Source organism: Gorillibacterium sp. CAU 1737, assembly GCF_039888655.1.
GTDB lineage: Bacteria > Bacillota > Bacilli > Paenibacillales > NBRC-103111 > Gorillibacterium.
Genome location: NZ_JBDQQO010000003.1, coordinates 202,753 through 225,174, shown reverse-complemented (window position 1 = coordinate 225,174; position 22,422 = coordinate 202,753). Strand labels below are relative to the sequence as shown.

The following is a 22,422-nucleotide window of genomic DNA, read 5'->3' as shown; positions in this document are numbered from 1 at the left end:
CTTGCTTTAAACAGATGGAGTAAGAGAAGAACGGGTTCCGGAGGGAACACGGGGACTTGCGTCCTTCGGTTCCTCTCCGGCCCCGGAGGGGCGCATCAGCCTTTGACGGCGCCTACCGTCAACCCTTGCACGAAATACTTCTGGAAGAAGGGGTAAGCGAAGACGATCGGCCCGATCCCGACTACCGCCATGGCCATCCGAACCGATTCCTGCGGAATTTTCAGGTTGCCGCCGGAGGCAGCAATCGCCGCCATGGCCGTCGGGTTGGAGGTGATGAACTGGATGTCGAGCATCGTTTTGTACATCAGGTACTGCAGGTTGACGTTCTGTAGATTGGACCCGTTCGGCATGGAGATGAAGATCATGCTTAGGAACCAGTCGTTCCAATACCCGAGCGTCTGGAACAAGGCGACGGTGGCAAGAACCGGCAGCGACAGCGGGAGCACGATCTGAATGAACGTTCGGAGTTCGCCGGCTCCATCGATCTTGGCCGATTCAATCAAGGCTCCTGGTATGGTATTGGCGAAGAAGGTTCGCATGATCATGATATAGAACGCCGAGATGAGCAGCGGGATGATAAGCGCCCAGATGCTGTCCTTCATGTGCAGCATGCGGGTGTACACGAGGTACCAAGGAACGAGCCCGCCGTTGAAGAGCATCGTGAAGAACATGAAGAAGGAGAAGAAATTCCGATGCGGGAAGTCCGGACGGGAAATCGGATAAGCGTACAAGGCCATCAGGAACAAACTGATTACCGTACCGACCACCGTAACGATCACGGATACCTCTGCGGAGTGGACGAGCTGCTGCCAGTCCTTGAAGAGAAATTCATAGGCAAAGGTTGAAAACTTCTCAGGGAAGAAGGTGTAGCCCTTTCGCATGATGGAGTTCTCATCTGTAAAGGAAACGATGATGACGAGAACGAGCGGAAGCAGACAGGCTGCGGAATAGATCCAGAAGAATATGTTTACGACAAGATTGGTAGGGCCGGATAAGGCGTTCGGGTTCTTGGCTTTCTTGGCCTTGCGGCCGGGTGCCGGCGCACTCAGCTTGCCTTCCATACTTATACTCAATGTCAGCGCCTCCTAGAATAAAGCGTCGTCTTTGCTGACGCGCCGTACAATCAGATTGGCAATAAAGATCAAGCAGAATCCGACTACTGATTGGACCATCCCTGCTGCAGAGGACATCCCGATGTCGCCCATCTGCAAGAAAGTCTGGTAGACATACGTATCGATTACCTGAGTGCTGGAATACAAGGCACCCGCGTTACGCGTCACTTGGAAGAACAACCCGAAGTCCGCATTGAAGATCTTGCCGATCTGCAGAAGCGTCATGACGATGATAACCGGAGCGATGAGCGGAATGGTGATCTTGCGGATTTGCTGCCACTTGTTTGCACCGTCGATCAGAGCGGCCTCGTAATATTCATGATCAATCCCGATGATTGCCGCCAGGTAGATAACCGTGGAGTAGCCGATTTCCTTCCATACCTTAACGAATGGTAGAATGAACGGCCAATACTTGGATTGGGTGTACCATTCGATGGGCTCTAGCCCAAGCTTGGGCAGGACGGTCATGTTGATGAAGCCGTTCTCATGGCTCAGGAAGCCAAATACCAGATAGGCCACAACAACCCACGACAGGAAGTAAGGAAGGAACATGATGCTTTGGTGCATCTTGGACAGGAAGCGATTCTTCATCTCGGAGAACATGATCGCGAACGCAATACCGATGACGAGGAACAGAAGAATAAAGACCCCGTTATAAGCCAGCGTATTGCGGGTGATGATCCATGCCTTCTCCGTGGAGAATAAATACTTGAAGTTCTCGAACCCGGACCAGTCACTGCCAAGGATCCCCTTCGAATAATCGACATTCTTGAAAGCGATGACAACCCCGAGCATCGGAATGTAGTTATTGAAAATGACGATGATCAATGCCGGCAGCATCATGCAGTAGAAAACCCAGTACTTGCGCATCACTTGAAAAACACGCGGTACCCTGGATTTCTTTCGTCCTTCCTGATCCGGCAGCTGGAGCGCTTCTTCCACTGTGCTCATCCGTTTCTCTCCTTTGTTTCTCTGATGATAGATGGATGTCCCTTCGCGCGGGACTTCTCTTCTTGTACTCTCATTAAAACACATGGATTTTTTTGGGACTATAAGGAGGAAATTAGATTTCTATAAAAAATCAAACGGATTTCTCGTATTCTGTGCCTATGCAAAAAGCCCCTTCTCTCCCAAATGGGAAGAAGGGGCTTTTGTGTCGAATAGGTCCTGAGCAGCATTGTTGATCGAGGATCAGGCTTTGCCGCCTATGCTTTTTGGCAGGGCCCACAGGGAGAGCGACAAAGCAAGGAAGGCCAGGCCAAGCAGCCAGAGCTTGTCGGGATTCCACTCCCCCTTCAACAAGCTGAACAGATAGAAAGGGCCGGTAAGCTTCCCCTTCGTCATCCAATCGAGGGCGTACCAGGCGAAGGCCGCGAGGAATCCGCCCGACATCCCGCGAAAGAAAACCGCGATGCAGAGGCCGAACGACCCGAGAGCAAGAGCCGTGATCCACGCCCCGACGGGAATGACGGAGAGAGGGAACGTCGCACCGAGCAGGCGCATGAGCCCGTAAGAGGCCGCCGTCAGCAGGATCATGTATAGAGCAGCGAGCAGCCAGCGCAGGGCGAACACGGCTCGATGCGACTGGCGCTTGGCGAGAAGCGTCTCGCCTATGCCCTCCGCATCGAGAACCGCGAGCGGCGGGAAGAGCAGGAGCGCAATCAAGCTGAGAAATCGCTCGCCCCAGAGGGCCCCCTGCGTCGGACTCATGAAGGCCGGGCTGGCAAGGTAGGCCATCGCGGCGAGCAGGATCGGCGCCGCCAGCCAGGCCGGCGTAGCGATGAGGCGCAGGTTGTGCCAGACGAGCGGCAGAACCGGCGGGCGGCGGCTGCGCGAGTTGAATGAAGCAAAGCGCGGCGAGGGCTGAGCGGATGCGGTCATCGGCTTCCCCCCTGTATGGTTGGCGCTGCCTGATGTCGCCGGAATCGGCGTTTGCCCGATACTCCGCTGCTTCTCCTCCGCTCCCAGAGAAGGGCGGCTGCTTCGACCATCAGGAAGGCGAACAGCACATAGAAGATCCGGTTCGCTAGAATCTGACCGGCAAAGTGATGGTACGTCTCTGCCTCTGTCGGTGTATTAAAGCGGATGAATAATTTGAAGAGTCGGTAATCTCCCATAAGGGGAAGAGCCGATGCCAGCCACCAGGCAATTTGCAACGGGATGGCAACCAGCCCGTTTCCAAAGAGGGCATAGACCAGCATACCGAAAGCAGTCGTCGCCCAGACAGTTGGAAGCAGCCAGCCCGCTCCATATTGCAGGAAGATCGGCAGCGCCTTCCAGAAGGCACCCTCCCCTTCAAGAGCGGCCGCGGTCTCCCAAGCGGCCAGAACCGAAAGCAGCAGGTAGATAAGTGAGATTAGAAGAGCGTGTGCAGCGAAGCGGGCCCCTACGTACGTCCAAGCCCGTACGCGCCGGCTTGCGATCAATTCATGCATGCGGCTCGTTCGGTCGCGGCCTAAGGCGAATGCGGCGAGAAAGACCGGGAAAATCCCGGCTGTAATCCCCATGTAATCGCAGAAGAGCCGCGCCATGCCCGTATAGACCTCGCCGTCGTTGACTCGCTTGAGGTACTCGGCTTCCTCGTACTTGAACTGTTCCATCGCTTCCTCGTAGGTCATGATGGGAGCAGCAAAACTCATCCCATCCCGCATATAGTTGGTCCAGCCGCCCAGCTTATGGTCCAAATCGGCTGCCACCTGCTTGACCTCTTCCGAAGTGTGGCTTTCGGGCGCCTTCAGAATTTCCTGAAAGGAAGCGATCGCTTCCTTCATCGCCTTCTTATCGCTCTCGGATAATTTCGATTGATGAGCGAACATCCCGAAGAAGACCCGTTGATCGATAGCCCCGTTCTCCAGGTCCCATTCAAGCGCCAACTGATAGCGCTCTGCCAGTCCCTTGGGATCCGCAACGGCCTTGAACCCGTAAGCGGGCCTGGGGGGTGGCGCTGCCTCCTCGGGGTCTTCCGAATTCGCTCCGTCTGGAGCAGCGGTTGCGCCGCTCTCCCCGCTTGGAGGCGCATCCGGCTGTCCATTTCCAGCGGGTGCTCCCGTCGTTCCCGATCCGGTCGTCTCCTCTATCTTTTGCGGAGGAATAGGGGCTTTCCCCGAATCCCAGCTCTCTTGGGTGGCGTAATTGCTATAGAAGAATAACAGGATGATGGCGATCAGCAGATAGAAGACGAGGTTGCGGCCCACCATCTTGATCTCCTTGCCGACAAGGGTGACCAGATTCATCGAAGATAGCCTCCCTTCCCGACGAGGCAAAGGTAGCCATCCTCCATCGTCGGCTCCGCCGCCTGTGCATCGGCAAACGGACGCTCCTCGGAGAGGAGCCTCACCTTCATCGCAGAGCCTGCCGCCACGGCGGACACGATGGGGTATCGGCCATCGGCCTTGGCCCATTCCGCCCTATCCATCTCTGCCAGCCAGACGCGCCCCCGCGCTTTCTCAGCCAGGTCACCGATCTCTCCGGTGAAGGGCATCTGCCCGTTTTGGAGCACGGTTACCCTCCGGCACGAAGATTCCACATCCTCGACCACATGCGTAGACAGGAGGACGATACGCCCTTCCGCGAAACGGGCCAGGAGTTGGCGGAACCGCACCCGCTCTTCCGGATCAAGCCCGGCAGTTGGCTCGTCCACGATGAGCAGCTTCGGCTCGTGGATCATCGCCTGCGCGATACCCAGCCGTCGCTTCATCCCGCCCGACAGCGCTCGAACCTTTGTCTTGCGATGAGCAGACAGGTTGACTTCCTCCAGCAGCGTCTCGATCCGGCGGCGGCGCTCCGCTTTGCCTCCTACTCCAGACAAGAGAGCCAGATAATCCATCGCTTCCCCTACCGTCATTCCGGGGTAAAACGAGAAGTCCTGGGGCAAATAGCCGATCAGTTCACGGATTCGTCCCTTGTCGGTCAGCGAAACTCCACCGATCTCGGCGCTTCCCTCCGTCGGGGTTAGCAAGGTGGCAAGCAGACGCATGAGCGTAGTCTTCCCAGCCCCATTCGGGCCGAGCAATCCTTGAACCCCTTCCTCCCAGGTCAGGGTCACTCCGGCCAGAGCCAGTTTGTTGCCATACCTTTTTGTCAATTGATTCAATCGCACTTCCACGACTCTTCACTCCTTTTATCTGACCCGCTTACTCTTCCCACTCATCCCGCCATCCCAGGCTCATCTGCTCCAGAGTCGTGCCGAGCGCTACCACTCCGATGGATACGGTGAGCAAGGTCCCGAGGTCCATGGCGCTCATGCGAAGGACGGCATAGGCGGTAAGACCGGCAACCGCAAGGATGAGCGCCTTGCTGATGCTCTGCCGACGAAGACGGCGGCGGTTGCGCTGCACCCGTTCTTCTTCCCTCCGGTCGAAGTCAAGCAGGGACGCCTTCAAGTAAATGCCGCGCAGAAAATCCTCGGAATCCATTCTCTCCGAATCAATCCTTTCTGCCTGCCTTTCGTTACGCTCTCTGTTCGTAAACTCGCTCATGGTCCTCCTCCTTCTCCACGGATTCTCTCAGCTTTTTCCTCGCCCGATGCAGGGTAACCCGAAAGCCCGCTGATGTTTTCCCAAGCACGGCGGCCGCCTCGCGCGGATGCATGCCTTCAACATCCACGAGGTAAAGGGCCGAACGGTACTCTCCCTTCAGCTCGCCGAGTCTCCTCTCCCAACCGAGCCAGCTCTCCTGCAGCAGCAGATGTTCCTCTGGTCCGGGCTTAGGATCGCAGAGGATGCTCTCCTCCGGCTCAGCCTCCCTTGGATTTCGGTCACCCGAGCTCGTTCCGTCTTCTTTTCTCCGTTCCCTTTTGCGCAGATAATCGATGCACTTGTGCCGAATGAGGGTGAACAGGTACGTCTTGAAGGAGCTGCGGAAATCGTACTTCTCGGGGTACACGTACAAGTAGGCGAAGGCATCCTGCACCAGGTCCTCAGCCATGTGATAATCGTGAACATAATGGCGGGCAAACCCGACGGCGGGCTGTCGGTAGCGGAGAACGAGCGCTTCGAAGGCGGTCCGGCTCCCATTCACAAAATGGCGAAGCTCTTCTTCTTCCGATGTCCGGTTCATGCGCTCTCCCAGCACCTCCTCTCGCAGCGTTTCATCGGGTTGTCCTCTCTTATTCGTATGAATGCCCCGTATCGTTACAGATGAAAAAGAGAGCCGGGCCATCCGCGCTCTCCTGTGTTTGGTTCTATCCAATTATTGCGGCGTAAGCGTACACGTGACTGCCTCAACTTAGCCATTAGGGCTGCTTGCCGTCCACTCCGCCTCCGAGACGCTTGCTACGCATTCCTTTTACTACGTGAAGGTGGGGAGATTCCCTGAGTGTCCGATACTCCTCCGATTCCGCTCCGTAGAGGGCAACCTTGCCCTCATGATCAAAATGGAGGCCCCAGCCGTAGCGTTTGACGAGCGTGGAGGTTCGGAGGCAAGCCTTCGGCGTGGAAAAGAACACATCCCGCAGGCTCTCTTCCTCCTCATCATGAAGCTGGTTCAACTCCACATGAGTCCGAAAAAGAACGTCCTCCATCGTATAAACATAGGGATGATCGGCCAGGAGGTCATATTGAATGCCGGCTGCCGTCTTTTTCCCGCCTCTTTCCGGGGGAATGACCCCCGTTCGCAGCTCGCAATCGTCAGACACGGTGATGAAAGTATCGATGTAGGTGACAGCCATAACGATTCCTCCCTCGGTTCGCTTGCTCTTAAGCTTAGCGGACAGAGGGCGGTTTGTCCATCGGTCGTTGCCGTTCGCTACCGATCCGTTTCCAGGGAAGCCTCGCCTTCCCGCTCCCCTTCCTCCCAAGCCATCCTTGCAAGCGGGAACGGAGAGATAGCTCGCTCCAGGATGCCCTGCACGCAAGCAATGGCTACGCCGTAATTGACGATGGGGACTCCGGCGTCTACAGCCTGCTCGATGCGCCAAAGCATCTGCCGTCGGTTGAGCATGCATCCCCCGCAATGAATGATGAGCGCATAATCTTGAACATTCTCAGGAAACTTCATCCCATTCGCAAAATCAAACTGCAGCTCCTTGCCTGTCGCCTGCCGAATCCAGCGGGGAATCTTCACCTTGCCGATGTCGTCCGGCTGTTGATGGTGCGTGCAAGCTTCCGCGATCAGCACCTTGTCGCCATCCCGAAGCTGTCCGATGGCTCGCGCTCCGCGCACCAGCTCCTCCAGGTTCCCCTTGTTTCGCGCAAACAGAATCGAGAAGGAGGTAAGCAGAACGTCCTTCGGCGTGTCCGCTGCCACCTTCAGGAACACCTGTGAATCCGTAATGACGAGCTTCGGCTTGCGCCCCAGGCTCGCGAGCGTCTCCTGAAGCTCGAACTCCTTCGTCACCACGGCAATCGCATCGCTCTCCAGAATGTCCCGAATCGTCTGCTGCTGCGGAAGGATGAGCCGGCCCTTCGGGGCGGCCTTGTCGATTGGCGTGACCAGCACGACGAGATCCCCTGGAGCGAGCAAATCACCGACGATGCGAAACTTGTCCTCGTCATCCGGAACAGCGGCAATGAGGGCCTTTTTCAGCTCGGCGATCCGTCGGCTCTCCTTAGCGGATACGGCAATGACCTTAAAGCCTAGCTCTGCGGATGCATGATTCTCTGCCTCTTCCAACGTCTCCGCCAGCAAGTCTGTTTTGTTGAGCACGCCGATGGTCGGGATGACTTTCCCCCGCAGCAAGTCTGCAATATCCCGATCAAAGGCCGTGACCCCATCCGCTGCATCGATCACGAGCAGGGCGAGATCCGTCTTGTTCAGGACGTCGAGGGTCTTTCGACGGCGCAGCTCTCCCAGCTCGCCTTCATCGTCCAAGCCCGCCGTATCGATGAACACGACCGGCCCGATGGGCAGAAGCTCCATGGACTTGTAGACCGGATCGGTTGTCGTTCCCTTCACGGGAGAAACCACCGCAATCTCCTGCTGGGTGATGGCATTGATGATGCTGGACTTCCCTGCATTGCGGCGACCGAAGATGGCGATATGAAGCCGACTGGATCGCGGTGTATCGTTCAAGCTCATGAAGTTCTCCCCTTCTTGCTCGTTTTGGTGCGCGTTCCTTACTCCCGTTCCTCACTCCCGCTCCTAACGACCGGGAATCCCCGGCTTGGTTACCTGCAGCGGATTCAGGATGCGGTCTGCCTCCTCCTCGGTGAGCAACCCTTCCGCAAGCGCGATCTCCCGGACGGTTCGCTGCTCTCTTTGGGCGCGAGAGGCGATACGCGTGCTCGTTTCGTAGCCAAGGTGGTGGACGAGAGCGGTCGCCAGCACCGCAGAGCCTTCCACCTGCTCGCGGCAGCGTTCCTCGCGAATGGCGAGGCCGCGGATGCAGCGCTCCGTGAGCAGCGTCACCGCATTCGCCAGCGTCTCCAGCGAATCGAGCAGGGCATCGGCGATGAGCGGTACGAACGCGTTCAGCTCCAACTGACCGGCGGCTGCCGCTGCCGTCACGGCCGCATCGTTCGCGATGACCTTCATCGCGGCGCTTCCGGCCATCTCGGCCATGACGGGATTGACCTTGCCCGGCATGATCGAGGAACCGGCCTGCACCGCAGGCAGTTCCAGCTCTCCGAGGCCGCCAGCCGGGCCGCTGCCAAGCAGCCGCAGGTCGTTAGAGAGCTTGAGCAGGTTGACGGCGGCTGCCTTAAGCAAGCCGGACACCTCGGCGAAGACATCCATGTTCTGCGTGGGGTCCATCGGGTACTCGCTGCGGGCGAGGCCGTAGCCGGTCAGCTCCTGCAGCAGCTCCGTCACGCAGAAGATGTACTTCACCGGAGCGTTCAAGCCGGTTCCGATCGCCGTGCCGCCGAGGTTCACCTCACGCAGCCGCTCCTCGATCTTGTACAGACGCCAGCGGTCGCGGGCCGCGGCCTTGGCGTAGGCGCCAAAGCCCTGCCCGGCCATCATCGGCAGGGCATCCATCAGCTCCGTTCGCCCGAGCTTCAGCACATGGGCGAACGCCTGCTCCTTCTCCTGCAGCGCCTCCTGCAGCGAGGCGAAGGCAGCGCTCACCCGCCGCAGGAGGCGGATGGCGGCGATGCGCAGCGCCGTTGGATAGACATCATTCGTCGACTGCGCGCAGTTGACGTGATCGAGCGGATGCACGACGGCGTAGTCGCCTCGCTGGCCGCCGAGCCGCTCGATCGCAACATTGGCCACCACCTCATTCACATTGAGGTGGGTGGAGGTGCCCGCACCGCCCTGCAGGCTGTCGAGCGGGAAGTGCGCCCTCCAGCGCTCTTCCCACGCTGCGCCATCCTCGGCCAGCAGCTCGTCGCAGGCGGCTGCGATTCCCAGCGCGATCTCCGCCGGGTAAGTACCGAGCCGCTTATGGGCGAGCGCCGCCGCCTTCTTCACGACGATCAACGCGCGCAGCAGCTCGCGGTTCACGAGCCTTCCGCTCACGGCGAAATTTTCCGCCGCCCGCAGGGTGTGGATGCCGTAATAGGCGTCAACCGGCACCTTCCGCGTGCCGAGTGAATCTCGCTCTTCCCGGTAGGCGGGCGCAGCTGACCCGACAGGCTGCCGTTCTTCCATCTTCCTCGTCCTCTCGATAGAAAATGGCGGGAACGCTCCCGCCATCTCCGTTTCGTTTCTATCCTCGGCCATCGAGTAGTTGCTTCCGTTGGCTTCGCTTGATCGGCTTGGTCTTGCCTGTGTTAGGGCCACAAAAGTTCGCCAGAGGGCTGCTAGCGCCGCTCCCCCGTCTGCAAGGCCTCCAGCACGCGGGGCAGGAAGCCGCCAAAGTAAGCGTAGGAGATGCCGTAGTTCGTCATCGGCACCCCTTGCTCGCAGGAGCGAAGCAGGCGCATCATGAGCTGTTTGCGATTGAAGATGCAGCCGCCGCAATGCACGATCAGCTTGTACTCACCCAGATTTTCGGGGAAGTCTGCGCCCACCGTCGTCGCCAGCTCAAGCTGGCCGCCTGCTGCCTCGCGAAGCTTTTGCTCGACGAATTGACGATCGATTTCTCCATTGTGCGGATGCTGAATGCAGCCTTCGGAGAGCAGGACCTTGTCTCCCGGCTTGAGCGAACGGATCGCCTCTGCTCCCTCCACAAAGCGATCCAGATCGCCCTTAAAGCGAGCCATCAGAATGGCATAGGTGGTGAGCGGAACGGACGCCGGGAGCAGCGCTGCCACCTTGTCGAACACCTGTGAATCGGTAATGACATACGTCGGCGGCTCACTCAGCTTGCCCAGAAGCCCGGGCAGCTCGGCATCCGTGACGAACAGGGCCATCGCATGATGATCGAGCAGGTCCCGCAGGATCTGCTGCTGCGAAGCAACGAGTCGATACTTCGGCGCCGGCATGGATTCGGGCGTCACCAGAATGACGGTGTCACCCGGATGAACCAGGTCGCCCACGATGCTCGGCCGCTCATACTCAGCAGGCGCGAAGACGCGGATCGCATCCTTCAAGCTCCCGAGGTTAAACTTCTTCTTCGAGCTGATCTTCACGATCGGAATGTTCAGTTCCATCTCCAACGGATCGATATCCACGTACCGTTCATCGACCTTGGTGATGACTCCGATGACCGGGATGTTTCGCGCCGCCAGCTCCCGGTACCAGACCTTCTCCAATTGAAAGCAGGCGTCCTCCTGCGAGAAGATGAGGATGCCGAGATCCGTCTCCTCCATAACCTGCTTGGTGCGCTGCGTATGGACCGCCTCCCCGTCGATGCCGGAGGTGTCCACCAGAACGACAGGACCGACGCGGTCGAGGTGATAAGGCAGATAAACGGGCTCCTTGCTCGTGTCCGGCAGATCGGAAGCCGCCGCAGGAGCTTGCCCGGTCAAGGCGCGGATCAGACTGGACTTGCCGGAACCGGCACAGCCGAATACCGTGATGTGCAGCCTGCCGGATTGCATGGAAGAATGCAAAGAAGCGTGCATGATGCTTTCCCTCCTTCATGTGGGAAAAACGGACTTTCTGACGGCGACAACCAGCCACATGGGCAATGTGTGAATGTGAATTGTTACTTGGAGGCATTCCATGCATTTGAAAGCTAGAAGCGCAGATCGCGTTCTCCTTGCTCAATGCGGGCGAGACGGTCTCGGGTGGCCCGGCGGGCGGCTTCCTTCGGAATGTCCTCGATTCCCTTGGCGATGATGGCTTCCCCCATCCGCCGGGTCTCATCATCGGCATAATCAAGCAAATATTCCTTAAAGGTCAGAAGCGAATTCGGCTGGCAGACGTTATGAATCTGCCCGCTCTTCGCCAAGCGCATGAAGCGGTCGCCGGTTCTCCCTTCCCGGTAGCAAGCCGTGCAATAGCTCGGCACGTAGCCGTCCCGGCAAAGCCCACGGATGATTTCTTCGGGTGACCGATGGTCGCTCACTTCGAACTGAGGCTTCTCCCGCGGCTCTTCCTCCTTGTGGAGCTTCGCTTCCATATAGCCGCCGACACCCGTGCTGGAGCCCGCGCTGATCTGGGAAATACCGAGTTGGATCACTTGATCACGGAAGGCCGGCTCTTCCCGCGTGGAGAGAATCATTCCGGCGTAAGGAACAGCCAGACGAAGAACCGCCACAATTTTCTTGAAGTCCTCGTCCTGAACGAGATATGGATAGGTGTTGAGGTTGACGCCCACAGCCTCTCGCATGCGAGGAACCGACAGCGTATGCGGCCCGACGCCGAAGCGCTCTTCAAGATGCTCCGCATGCATCAGCATGGCGATGGTATCGTACTTGAAATCATAGAGCCCGTAGAGCACACCGACTCCCACATCGTCCAACCCGCCCAGTTGCGCGCGGTCCATGGCCGTCGTGTGCCAATCGTAGTCGTGCTTGGGGCCTTGCTTGTGCAGAGCGGCATACGTCGGCCGGTGGTAGGTTTCCTGGAACAGGATATAGGTACCCACCTCTGCGTCTCTCAGCTTGCGGTAATCCTCAATGGATGCGGCCGCAATGTTCACATTCACGCGGCGGATGCTTCCATTGTCTACTTTCACCGAATAGATGGTGTGGATCGCCTCGACCACATAGTCGATGTCGCAGTTAACCGGATCTTCGCCCGCTTCCACAACGAGCCGCTTGTGCCCCAGCTCCTGCAGGACGCGGACCTCATCCGCGAGTTCTTCCATCGTCAGCTTGCGGCGGACGAACTCATCATTCGAATGCTTATAGCCGCAATACTCACAGTTGTTGACGCAATAATTGCTTATATACAACGGCGCAAACAAAACAATGCGATTGCCGTAAATGGTCTCTTTGATGGTCCTTGCCGAATGGTAAATCTCTTCCAACAGCTCTTCATCCGCAACTTCCAGCAAAACGGCGGCTTCCCGATGGGTCAAGCCTTTGCAAGCTCTGGCTTTCTCCAATAGAGCCAGCAGATACGTACGATCAAGCGCTTTCTTTTTGGCGTCCTCCAAGGAATCCAGAATTTCCGAATCCTCGATGAAGGCAGCCGGCTCCCAATCCTTCCGCTTCATGGTGTACCCTCCTGACCGGCCGGGGAATGAGCGCTCCACGACCCGTGACTGTGTGACTCTTCTCGAACTTGTGCGCTGTTTAACAGTGAAGCCGCGATGAAATGAGGACGATAACGGTAAAAAAGGAGTCTTTTCTCACTTTACCCTGATTTTACACCGAAGCCTTGTCGGTATCCGTGATTAATTTCACTAAATAAGCTGTGCTTCATCTCACAAAATCACATGCTTGTTGCTCATCATTCAATGGAAGAAACGGCAAGAGCGCAGAGGGGGAAAGCCTGTCAGCTAACCGCTTTCACGGTTTGCCAGCAAGCCCTGTCCTCCTCCTGCACTCCGGCCGTTCACGTTCTTGGCGAACCTTGGCGAACAAGCGTCTTCCAACTCTAGCTCATCCGATCCAGAGTAGCAGAAACGCCCTCCTCACCTTCTAGAACTTGGAGCGTTTCACATAATGGGTATGCAGCAGTTCGTGGGACAGGTGGCCGTTCGGCTCGCCCAGGAATTCCGCATACAGCTGCTGGATAAACGGATTCTTATGCGATTTGCGAACGCTGAGCGCCTCGTCCTCGGTATAGATGGCTTTGGCACGCTCCGCTTTGACGTTGATCTTTTCGCTCGTCTTGGCATCGATGATCGGCTGTCCGCCGCCTGCTACGCAGCCGCCTTGGCAGGCCATAACCTCGATAAACTCATAGGCTTTCTCGCCGCGCTCCATCGCCTCCATCAGCTTCCGGGCATTGCCCAGGCCGTGGACGACCGCCGTGCGGATTTTCTTGCCGTTCGGCAGCTCGATGACGTTCTCTTTGATGCCGTCGAGGCCGCGAACCGCGGTATATTCGACCGTCTCCAGCTCGCGTCCAGCCGTCAATTCGAAGACCGTCCGCAGCGCTGCTTCCGCCACGCCGCCCGTCGCTCCGAAGATCGCACCGGCGCCGCTGCCTTCGCCCATCGGGTTATCAAACGCTTCCCCCTTCAGGTTGGCGAAGTCGATGCCGGCTTCCTTGATCATGGACGCAAGCTCCCGCGTGGTGAGGACAAGGTCGACGTCCTGGAGGCTCTCATGGGACAGCTCCTCGCGCTGGCCTTCAAACTTCTTCGCGGTACAAGGCATGATGGAGACCACGACAATGTTCTTCGGATCCAGGCCCATCTTCTTGGCGAAGTAGGACTTGATCATCGCCCCTTCCATCTCGTGCGGAGATTTACAGGTCGAAAGGTTGTCGAGCTGATCCGGGAAGTTATGCTCCATAAACTTGACCCAGCCCGGGCAGCAGGACGTCATCAGGGGAAGATTCTCCCCGCTGTTCAGTCGGGACAGAAGCTCCGTCCCTTCCTCCATGATCGTGAGGTCAGCGCCAAAGTTCGTGTCGAACACTTTATCAAAGCCAAGCTTGCGGAGCGCAGCGACCATCTTGCCGGTCACGCGGGTTCCGACCGGCATGCCGAACTCTTCCCCGAGCGCAACGCGGATCGCCGGCGCGGGCTGAACGACCACGTACTTGCTCGGGTCAGCCAGAGCATTCCATACGTCCGTCATGTTCTCGATCTCGGTCAAAGCGCCGACCGGACAAGCCATGATGCATTGGCCGCAGTTGACGCAGGGCGAATCGGCGAGGGAGCGGCCGAATGCCGGGCCTACGGTCGTATCGAAGCCGCGGTGGTTGAAGCCGATGGCGTGAACGGTTTGGATCGTGCTGCACGCGCCGATGCAGCGGCCGCACTTGATGCACTTGGCGGAGTCGCGCATGATCGAGGGCGACGACAGGTCCTTCGTGGCATGCGATTTCTCGCCGACGAAGGAAACGGTGCGCACGTTCATGTCACCCGCGACGGTTTGCAGCTCGCAGCCGCCGCTTCGCGAACAGCTCAGGCATTCGCGGTCATGGTCGGACAGGAGCAGCTCGACGGTAGCCCGACGGGCATCCCGGACCTTCTTGGTATTGGTCTGTATCTTCATGCCCTCTTCCGCCTTCAGCGTACAAGAGGCGATGAGGCGAGGCCCGACCTCCACGACGCAGACGCGACAGCTGGAGGAGTGGTTGACGCCTTTCATATAACACAAGGATGGAATATTGATGTCGAGATCGCGGGCCGCTTCGAGCACGGTTGTGCCTTTTGGAACATCCGTTTCGATGCCGTCGATCGTAATTTTAATCGTACTCACTCTCGATCACTCCTATCGTCAGACTATCGCTACGGCTTTGAACTTGCAGACATCGAAGCAGACGCCACACTTGATGCAGGCTACGGTATCGATGACGTACGGCTCCTTCACCTTGCCGGTGATGGCGTCGTTCGGGCATTTGCGCGCGCAGAGGCTGCAGCCACGGCACAGCTCGGGGTCGATGGTGTAGGAGATCAGGGATTTGCAGACGCCGGACGGACATTTTTGGTCGACGATATGCGCCATGTACTCATTTCGGAAGTACTTGATGGTCGACAGCACCGGGTTCGGAGCCGTTTGACCGAGCGCGCACAACGAGGCATTCTTGATCGTGTTGGAGAGCTGCTCCATCTTGTCGAGGTCCTCGATCGTCCCCTTGCCTTCCGTGATCTTGTCGAGCATCTCGAGCAAGCGTTTCGTGCCGATCCGGCACGGCGTACATTTGCCGCAAGACTCATCGCGGGTGAAGTCCAGGTAGAAGCGAGCGACGTCCACCATGCAAGTGTCTTCGTCCATGACGATCATCCCGCCGGAGCCCATCATGGAGCCCAGGCTCGTGAGCGTGTCGAAATCGATGGTGCAATCGAGGTGCTCTTCCGTCAGACAGCCTCCGGAGGGTCCGCCGGTTTGGATGGCCTTGAACTTTTTGCCATTCGGGATGCCGCCGCCGATCTCGAAGATGACCTCACGGAGCGTAATCCCCATCGGAACTTCCACCAGCCCGGTGTTGACCACCTTGCCGCCCAGAGCAAATACCTTCGTGCCCTTCGACTTCTCGGTCCCGATGCCGGCGTACCAGTCGGCTCCGCGCAGGATGATCGGGGCGATGTTGGCAAAGGTCTCCACGTTGTTGATGACAGACGGTTGGCCCCACAGCCCTTCAACAGCCGGGAAAGGAGGCTTCGGGTTCGGCATGCCGCGCTTGCCTTCGATGGAATTCATGAGCGCCGTCTCTTCCCCGCAGACGAAAGCGCCGGCGCCAAGGCGCACGTCGATGTCGAATTTGAAGCCGGTTCCGAGAATGTTATCACCGAGCAGCCCGTATTCCCGCGCCTGTTTAATCGCTTTCATAAAACGCTGAACCGCGATCGGATATTCGGCCCGAACATAGACAAAGCCTTGGTTCGCCCCGATGGCGTAACCGGCAATGGCCATCGCCTCGATGACGGAGTGCGGGTCCCCTTCCAGAATCGAGCGGTCCATGAACGCGCCGGGGTCGCCTTCGTCGGCGTTACAGATCATATACTTCTGTTCCTTGTCTTGGTCTGCTGCAAATTGCCATTTGAGCCCCGTCAGGAAGCCGCCGCCGCCGCGTCCGCGCAGGCCGGATTTCTTGACCGTATCGATTACTTGTTGACGAGACATCGTCATGAGTACCTTGCCGAGTGCCTTGTAGCCATCGCACGAGATGTACTCGTCAATGACTTCCGGGTCGATCACACCGCAATTGCGCAACGCAATGCGAACCTGCTTGCGGAAAAAGTCCGTGTCTTCGAAGTTATGAATATCGCCGTCTACCTTCGTCTTCTCATAGACGAGGCGGTCGAGGGGCTTGTTGTTCAGCAAGTGCTGCTCCACCATGTCGGGGATGTCTTTCACTTCCACGCGGCTGTAGAAAATACCCTCCGGGTAGACGATAACGACTGGTCCCAGCTCACACAGACCGAAACAGCCGGTACGAACAACTTCGACCTTGTCTTCGATGCCGTGATTGGCCACTTCCTTCTCCAGGGCCGCGATGATTTTGTTGGAATCGGACGAGGTGCAGCCCGTTCCTCCGCATACCATGACCGAGCGGAAGTCGACGGCTCCCTTCACCCCGGTTGTTTGCCGGTTCTGGAGCTTGCCTTCGGTCAGCGTCTTGATCGCTTCAAGATCCGTTAACAGCTTCATGCCAATACCTCCCGTTTAAAATGCGCCCATCAGACGCATGCTTCTCCAAGCAAGAGACGTGCTTATGCGCGTTCGTGCGTTTTAGGATCTGCTAGCCGCTCATCTACTACACGATGAGAGTGGATGAGCTACTAGTTGTATTCCTTCAAAATCTTCGGAACGTCGTTCGGACTGAGGCGCCCGTATACCTTTTCACCGATCGTCAGAACGGGAGCGAGGCCGCAGGCACCGAGGCAGCGGGTCGCCTCCAGCGTGAATTTGTTGTCCGAGGTCGTTCCTTGTACCGGAACTTTCAGCTCCGTACTGAGGCGGTCGAGCAGCCCTTGCGCTCCCTTGATGTAGCACGCCGTCCCCATGCAGACGCGGATGACATGCTCGCCTTTCGGCGTGAGGGAGAAGAAATGATAGAACGAGGCCACTCCGAAGATTTCACTCATGGGGATGTTCAGTTCCGTGGAGACGACCTGCAGCACATGCTCCGGCAGATAGCCGTAAATGTCCTGAATTTCATGCAGTACCGGAATCAGAGCGCCCTTCATCGACTTAAATTGCTCGATGGAGACCTTCACCTTCTCCAGCTTCTCATCGGGTTCGGACGCGCCCCCGCAACAGCAGGCGGTTTGTTGTTGCAATTCCATGCTGGACTCTCCTTTCAAGCCGGTTGGATCCCACCAATCGGCTTCCCAATTGTCAGAATAGTGAGAATAATTATCAGTAAGCCTCCCCTAGATCGACCTAAGCAAACGATCAATCTTGGAGAACCCTTTTATTAAACCGGGGAAGACAAGACGCCTTGGCAGGCTTTCACGTACACGGAATCCGCACAAAGCGAAGCGTATGGAGTGGACCGCAGTGTTTGCATCCACGTCAGGATCTCCTCCGGGTCATGCCCATTCGAAAAGAAAGCCCGCTCATTGTCAGCAATCGGCAAGGAAGCGGGCTTGGTACGAAGGATCAGGCGCTCTTATAGCTCCGGATTCTCGTGTTTGGCCTTCAGACGGCTCCAGCGGCGTTCGACTTCTTCCTCAAAGGCCTGGAGCTGCTCTTCGTCCTTGAGCAGGTGCTTCGTCTTGCCCATGCCCTTCAGCCATTCGACGACCGGAATCTTCTTGCCCTTCTCTTCCGGGTTGTATGTGATCGACGTGATGCCTTGCTCGATCTCATACAGCGGGAAGAAGCAGGAGTTGACGGCCGCGCTGACGAGCTCGTTGCCCTTCGGGTCCTCGGACTTCCAGTTCAGCGGGCAGGCGCAAAGAATCTTGCCGTATGCGGTACCAACATTGTTGGCATACCATTGGGCCTTCGCTGCTTTCTTGAGCAGATCCTGCGCATTCGATTCCGTCGCCGTAAAGACATACGGAATGTTGCAGGCTGCGAGAATTTGCGCAGTGTCTTTGTGGTGGCCCTTCTTGCCCTTTTGGGCTTTGCCGACGCCGGAGGTGCTCGTCATGTGCCCCATCGGGGTGGAGTAGGACAGCTGGGAGCCCGTATTCATGTAACCTTCGTTATCGTACTCGAGGATGATCATCTTATGATTGCGGAGTGCCGTACCGACCGCAGCGCCCATCCCGATGTCCATGCCGCCGTCACCGGAGATCATGATGAAGGTCACGTCGTCGGACACTTGGATTTCTCCACGGCGCTTCATTTCATAGAAAGCGTCAACTGCACCAGCTACCGTGGCCGCACCGTTCTGGAACAGGTTGTGCACGAAGGTTTGCTTGTGGGACGAGTACGGGTAGCTGGCTGTGACGACGTATGCGCAGCCCGTTTGGAACAGCAGCACGACATCGCCCTCGATGCCCTTCAGGAACAGCTCGATGGCGGACAGGGCGCCGCAGCCTGGGCAGGCACCGTGGCCGGAAGCGAGACGGTGCGGCTTCACGGTCAACTGACGCAGAGGCGGCAGCTTGACGTTCAGACGGCCGGTCGTTTCGTCAACGGCAACGTTGATGAGGCCCGTCTTGAAGGTATCGGCCTTGAGGGGCTCGGTGACCGGCTTCGAGACGATGGTGAACTCCGGATCGCCCGGATAGTGGCCGTGGTAGTCGAACGGCTTCTCGGCATAGCCCTTCTCGGCGGCATCGATGGCAGCCGCGAAGAACGCCTGGGCGTCATCGGCATAGAAGTCCTTGCCGCCGAGGCCGAAGATGCGGGACAGCACGATCGTCTTGTTCTCCGGATCGATTTGCAGCGCCGAGCGGATTTCGTGCGTCAGGTTGGAACCTTGAGCGCCATAGGAGTCAGCGCGTTCGCCCACGAGCAGAGCCTTGACGTTCTTCATCGCCTTGCGGATCGCTTCGGTCGGGAACGGACGGATGATGTTCGGGCGAACGAGGCCGGCCTTCACGCCTTGGGCGCGGAGGGCATCGACCGTGTCCTTCGCCGATTCCCCGGCGGAGTTCAGCAGGAACACGGCCACTTCAGCGTCTTCCATGCGGTACAGGTCGAGCGTCGGGTATTCCCGGCCCGACAGCTTGGCGTATTCGCGGGATACTTGCTCATACACTTCGCCGGCTTTTTCGAGCGCTTCGCTGAGCTGGTAGTGGTTGTTCAGCAGGTCGTCGCCGCCCATGTGAGCGCCGATGGTGACCGGATTGGCCGGATCGGCGATGTTCGGGTATTGGTGATTCGGGTTCGGTCCTACGAAGTCTTGGACCACCTTGTTTTCCTTGAAGTATTGAACCTTGCGCTTTTGGTGGGAGGTGAAGAAGCCGTCATACGCGACGATGACCGGCAGGCGGACATCGGAGTGCTCGGCAACCTTGAGCGCCATGATGTTCATGTCATAGACGGCTTGCGGGGTGCTGGCGGTCAGGATGACCCAGCCCAGGTTCAAGCCGTAGTACAGGTCGGAGTGGTCGCCGCGAATGTCGAGCGGACCGCTAATCGCGCGGGTGACCAGGTTCAGCACCATCGGGAAGCGAGTTCCCGATTGGGTCGGAAGCTGCTCCAGCATGTACAGGAAGCCTTGCGAGCTGGTAGCGTTGACGACGCGGGCACCGGTCATGGCGGCGCCGTAACAGATCCCTGCGGAGCCATGCTCGCCGTCAGCGGCGATCAGTTGGATGTCATGGAGCCCGCGAGTCTTCATCTGATCGAGGTATTGGGCAACCTCGGTCGAAGGCGTGATCGGGAAATACCCCATGATGTGGTAGTTGATTTGAGCGGCAGCCGTGGCGGCCATTTCGTTCCCGGACTCGAAGTGCGTGATCTGCTCTGCCGGGATGACTTGCGACAGCTTATCTTCTGTAACGGCCATGGTAGATGTCCTCCCTTATCGGATATTAAAATACTTGGGCAACGCGGTGCTCTTCGGCATAGCCCACTTCTTCGCGGCGGGACGACAGGGCGTCGGTCGGGCACACCTCGATGCATTTCAGGCAGCCTTTGCAGTATTGATAATCGATGCCGCGCAGGAGTTGCTGCGGACGGCCTTTCTTGTCTTCTCCGGTTTCCCAGACAAAGCAATAATCGGGGCACACGGCGTCGCAGTTGGCGCAGCTGATACACTTTTCCATATTGAGTTCCGGCAGGAAGCCTTGACGGGAGCCGCTCAGGTCCTTCAGCGTACTGTTCGCTTGGGCGAGGATGACGCCGCCCGGAACCTGGGTGGCATAGCCGAGCGGAGACTGAGCGCGCTTGAAGGGCTTCGCTATCGCACCGGCAGGCACTTCGTAAGTCATGAACTTCACTTCGTTGTAGCCGCGGTTGAAGGTACGAATGTTCGGCTCGACGAGGTGCGGATACTTCTTCTCGAAGGTGGAGCGGATGACATTGCGCATCGCTTCGGGATCGAGGAAGTCGCAGATGCGGAACAGGGCGCCCAGCATCGACGTGTTGACCTTGGTCTTCTCTTCGACTGCGATGCCCATGGCATCGACAACCGCGAGCGTGCCGTATTGCAAACCGAGATCTCTCTTTACGTCTTCGAAGTCGCGGGTCGTGTTGACGAGGACGACGCCGTCCGTCGGCAAACCGCTGATGACGTTGACGTTCTTGTACAGCGCTTCATGGAACACCCCGACCACATGCGGTTCTTCAATCGGGCTGTGATCGCGGATTTCAACCTCCGGATCGCAAAAACGGACAAACGCCTTAACCGGGGTTCCCTTCTTCTCGGAACCGTAGGACGAGAAGTTCGCGGCATTCAGCCCGAGGCCGATTGCGCCGGTTTCGGCGAGCATCTTGCCGGCGAGGTTGGCGCCGAGGCCGCCGATCGATTCGAGGCGGATCTCGAAAAACCCGAGCGAGTTCTTCTTCGGTAAAATAGACATCTGGTTTCCTCCTTTAAAGTTCGGTACAGATAAATGAAGCTCAAATCGACTCTTCGTTCGTGCCGGCATCCGGCAGTGGGGGAGGGACTCAAGCCGTCATGCGGGACAGGGGCCGGTCACGCTGCAGTGGTCGCCTCGGCCAAGGTCAATCTGATAGCCGGAAGCGACAATTCGCATTTCGATGCAGTGACGGCAGTGGGAGGCTTCATCTCCCGTGCAAATCTTGTTCTCGTAAAGGGCGTATTTCTCGCGAACGGCGAGGGGCGATAAAATCGGCATCACGACGTTGGCTCCGGCCCTCAGGGCCTTCTCGCGTCCCACCGGGTCAAGCGTGCCCATCGCCGTGGTGGCGGGGAGCATCGCATCAGGAATAAATAGGCGGGCAAGCGCTATCATTACCAGCGATTGGTCAACCGTCCCCCCGGATTCATGAGCAAGGGGAGTTGCGCTGTGCGGAATGAACGGGCCGATGCCGATCATTTCCGGCTGCAGATCATGAAGGAACAGCAGGTCGTCCGCCAGGTGCCGTGCCGTCTGTCCGGGCAACCCAACCATGAAGCCCGCGCCAACCTGATAGCCGATTCGTTTCAGGGTGGTCAGGCACTGGACCCGGTTATCGTAGGACATACCGGGGTGCAGCGTTTCATAGAGCTCGCGGGATGCCGTCTCGTGCCTGAGCAGGTAACGGTCTGCTCCCGCTTCAAACCAGGCTTGATAGCAGGCTTCGCTTCGTTCCCCGACGGACAGGGTAATCGCAACCTCGGGATAGCGTGACTTGATCCGCCGAATGATCGCCGCAAGCGAAGCGTCGGTGTAACGGAAATCCTCTCCGCTCTGCAGGACAAAAGATCGGTAGCCGAGCTCATGGCCTTCTTCGATACAGGAGAGAATCTCATCATCGGTGAGCCGGTACCGGTCTGCCGATGGATTGGAGCGCCGCAGGCCGCAATAGAGACAGTCCTGCTTGCAGATGTTGGAGAACTCGACCAGACCGCGCATGAAGACGGCTTTGCCGTAATGCCGCTGTCGGGTCTCGTCAGCCATGCGAAACAATTCCTTCTTCCCTTCGGGAGTCAGGTTGCCGAGGAGTTCGACGATCTCGTCATGGGTCAGGTGGTTCGTCTGGTAGAGCTTGGCGAGAAGTTGCTCCACGGGGATTCCTCCTTGATGGGGCATATACAGGCGAAGCAGAGAAAGACGAATCGACATCGGATGGTCCGGCAGGCCGAAGGCCGAGCAACCGGAGCAACGGAACGGAGTCCGCTCTTTCGTCCCCATTGTACTTCAAATCCAACAGGCCTTAAGTGAACTAGTTCACAAGAATTGCTTGATTTTAGAAAAGAAACTAAGATTACCGAATTTCAATGACGATTGGTATTTTTCATGAAGAAGCAGGAAAGAGCCGTGTCAGAAACAGCCCCTCGCACTTTCCTTCCTCTTTGGGGGACGGGGAAGGGACCGCCACTCGTCTTCGCGGACTCTCTCCTTGGTGGATCAAGCCCGCCCGCTTGCTCCATGGAGCAGCTTCTCTTTTCTTCTGCTCTA

Annotated in this window: 18 protein-coding genes; all 18 read right to left on the bottom strand. The window is 57.9% G+C overall.

The genetic code is table 11. The annotated features are described in order from the left end of the window. Positions 1–95: 95 nt before the first annotated feature. The 18 genes from AAFN83_RS08430 to hydE all read right to left on the bottom strand — a co-directional run bounded on the left by AAFN83_RS08430 (position 96) and on the right by hydE (position 22,029). Positions 96–1,073 (bottom strand): carbohydrate ABC transporter permease, encoded by a 978-nt coding sequence (locus tag AAFN83_RS08430; protein ID WP_347768548.1) that lies wholly within the window; start codon positions 1,071–1,073, stop codon positions 96–98. 12 nt (positions 1,074–1,085) lie between these two features. Further along, positions 1,086–2,063: an ABC transporter permease gene (locus AAFN83_RS08425; protein ID WP_347768547.1), complete on the bottom strand. Its 978-nt coding sequence runs from the start codon at positions 2,061–2,063 to the stop codon at positions 1,086–1,088. Positions 2,064–2,303: 240 nt separating this feature from the next. Continuing rightward, positions 2,304–2,993, bottom strand: coding sequence for a hypothetical protein (locus tag AAFN83_RS08420; protein ID WP_347768546.1), 690 nt, complete (start codon positions 2,991–2,993; stop codon positions 2,304–2,306). Beyond that, on the bottom strand, positions 2,990–4,345 hold the full coding sequence (locus tag AAFN83_RS08415; protein WP_347768545.1) for an ABC transporter permease: 1,356 nt from the start codon (positions 4,343–4,345) through the stop codon (positions 2,990–2,992). Before AAFN83_RS08415 ends, AAFN83_RS08420 begins: the two co-directional genes overlap by 4 nt. Beyond that, positions 4,342–5,217 (bottom strand): ABC transporter ATP-binding protein, encoded by an 876-nt coding sequence (locus AAFN83_RS08410; RefSeq protein WP_347768544.1) that lies wholly within the window; start codon positions 5,215–5,217, stop codon positions 4,342–4,344. The genes AAFN83_RS08415 and AAFN83_RS08410 overlap by 4 nt, the downstream gene beginning before the upstream one ends. A 28-nt stretch (positions 5,218–5,245) precedes the next feature. Further along, the gene (locus AAFN83_RS08405; RefSeq protein WP_347768543.1) at positions 5,246–5,590 is read right to left on the bottom strand and encodes a hypothetical protein; all 345 of its coding nucleotides are present in this window, start codon (positions 5,588–5,590) and stop codon (positions 5,246–5,248) included. Beyond that, positions 5,562–6,170, bottom strand: coding sequence for an RNA polymerase sigma factor (locus AAFN83_RS08400; protein WP_347768542.1), 609 nt, complete (start codon positions 6,168–6,170; stop codon positions 5,562–5,564). The genes AAFN83_RS08405 and AAFN83_RS08400 overlap by 29 nt, the downstream gene beginning before the upstream one ends. A 175-nt stretch (positions 6,171–6,345) precedes the next feature. Continuing rightward, complete coding sequence (locus tag AAFN83_RS08395; protein WP_347768541.1) at positions 6,346–6,780, bottom strand: DUF6157 family protein; 435 nt, start codon at positions 6,778–6,780, stop codon at positions 6,346–6,348. Positions 6,781–6,857: 77 nt separating this feature from the next. Beyond that, positions 6,858–8,129: a [FeFe] hydrogenase H-cluster maturation GTPase HydF gene (gene hydF, locus AAFN83_RS08390; protein WP_347768540.1), complete on the bottom strand. Its 1,272-nt coding sequence runs from the start codon at positions 8,127–8,129 to the stop codon at positions 6,858–6,860. A gap of 63 nt (positions 8,130–8,192) precedes the next feature. Then, on the bottom strand, positions 8,193–9,644 hold the full coding sequence (locus AAFN83_RS08385) for an aspartate ammonia-lyase (RefSeq protein WP_347768803.1): 1,452 nt from the start codon (positions 9,642–9,644) through the stop codon (positions 8,193–8,195). 152 nt (positions 9,645–9,796) lie between these two features. Further along, positions 9,797–11,002: a [FeFe] hydrogenase H-cluster maturation GTPase HydF gene (hydF, locus tag AAFN83_RS08380; protein WP_347768539.1), complete on the bottom strand. Its 1,206-nt coding sequence runs from the start codon at positions 11,000–11,002 to the stop codon at positions 9,797–9,799. 113 nt (positions 11,003–11,115) lie between these two features. After that, positions 11,116–12,543, bottom strand: coding sequence for a [FeFe] hydrogenase H-cluster radical SAM maturase HydG (hydG, locus tag AAFN83_RS08375; protein WP_347768538.1), 1,428 nt, complete (start codon positions 12,541–12,543; stop codon positions 11,116–11,118). 427 nt (positions 12,544–12,970) lie between these two features. Next, the gene (locus AAFN83_RS08370) at positions 12,971–14,707 is read right to left on the bottom strand and encodes an NADH-dependent [FeFe] hydrogenase, group A6 (protein ID WP_347768537.1); all 1,737 of its coding nucleotides are present in this window, start codon (positions 14,705–14,707) and stop codon (positions 12,971–12,973) included. 18 nt (positions 14,708–14,725) lie between these two features. Then, a complete protein-coding gene (gene nuoF / locus AAFN83_RS08365) occupies positions 14,726–16,600 on the bottom strand; it encodes an NADH-quinone oxidoreductase subunit NuoF (protein WP_347768536.1) in 1,875 nt (624 codons plus the stop codon). Positions 16,601–16,731: 131 nt separating this feature from the next. Further along, positions 16,732–17,238 carry an NADH-quinone oxidoreductase subunit NuoE gene (nuoE, locus tag AAFN83_RS08360; protein WP_347768535.1) on the bottom strand — a complete coding sequence of 169 codons (507 nt, stop codon included), beginning with the start codon at positions 17,236–17,238 and terminating at the stop codon, positions 16,732–16,734. Positions 17,239–17,564: 326 nt separating this feature from the next. Then, a complete protein-coding gene (locus tag AAFN83_RS08355) occupies positions 17,565–19,862 on the bottom strand; it encodes a thiamine pyrophosphate-dependent enzyme (protein ID WP_347768534.1) in 2,298 nt (765 codons plus the stop codon). A 25-nt stretch (positions 19,863–19,887) separates the two neighbouring features. Then, positions 19,888–20,877 (bottom strand): 2-oxoacid:acceptor oxidoreductase family protein, encoded by a 990-nt coding sequence (locus AAFN83_RS08350; RefSeq protein ID WP_347768533.1) that lies wholly within the window; start codon positions 20,875–20,877, stop codon positions 19,888–19,890. 96 nt (positions 20,878–20,973) lie between these two features. Then, positions 20,974–22,029 carry a [FeFe] hydrogenase H-cluster radical SAM maturase HydE gene (gene hydE, locus AAFN83_RS08345; protein ID WP_347768532.1) on the bottom strand — a complete coding sequence of 352 codons (1,056 nt, stop codon included), beginning with the start codon at positions 22,027–22,029 and terminating at the stop codon, positions 20,974–20,976. Between the last annotated feature and the right edge of the window lie 393 nt (positions 22,030–22,422).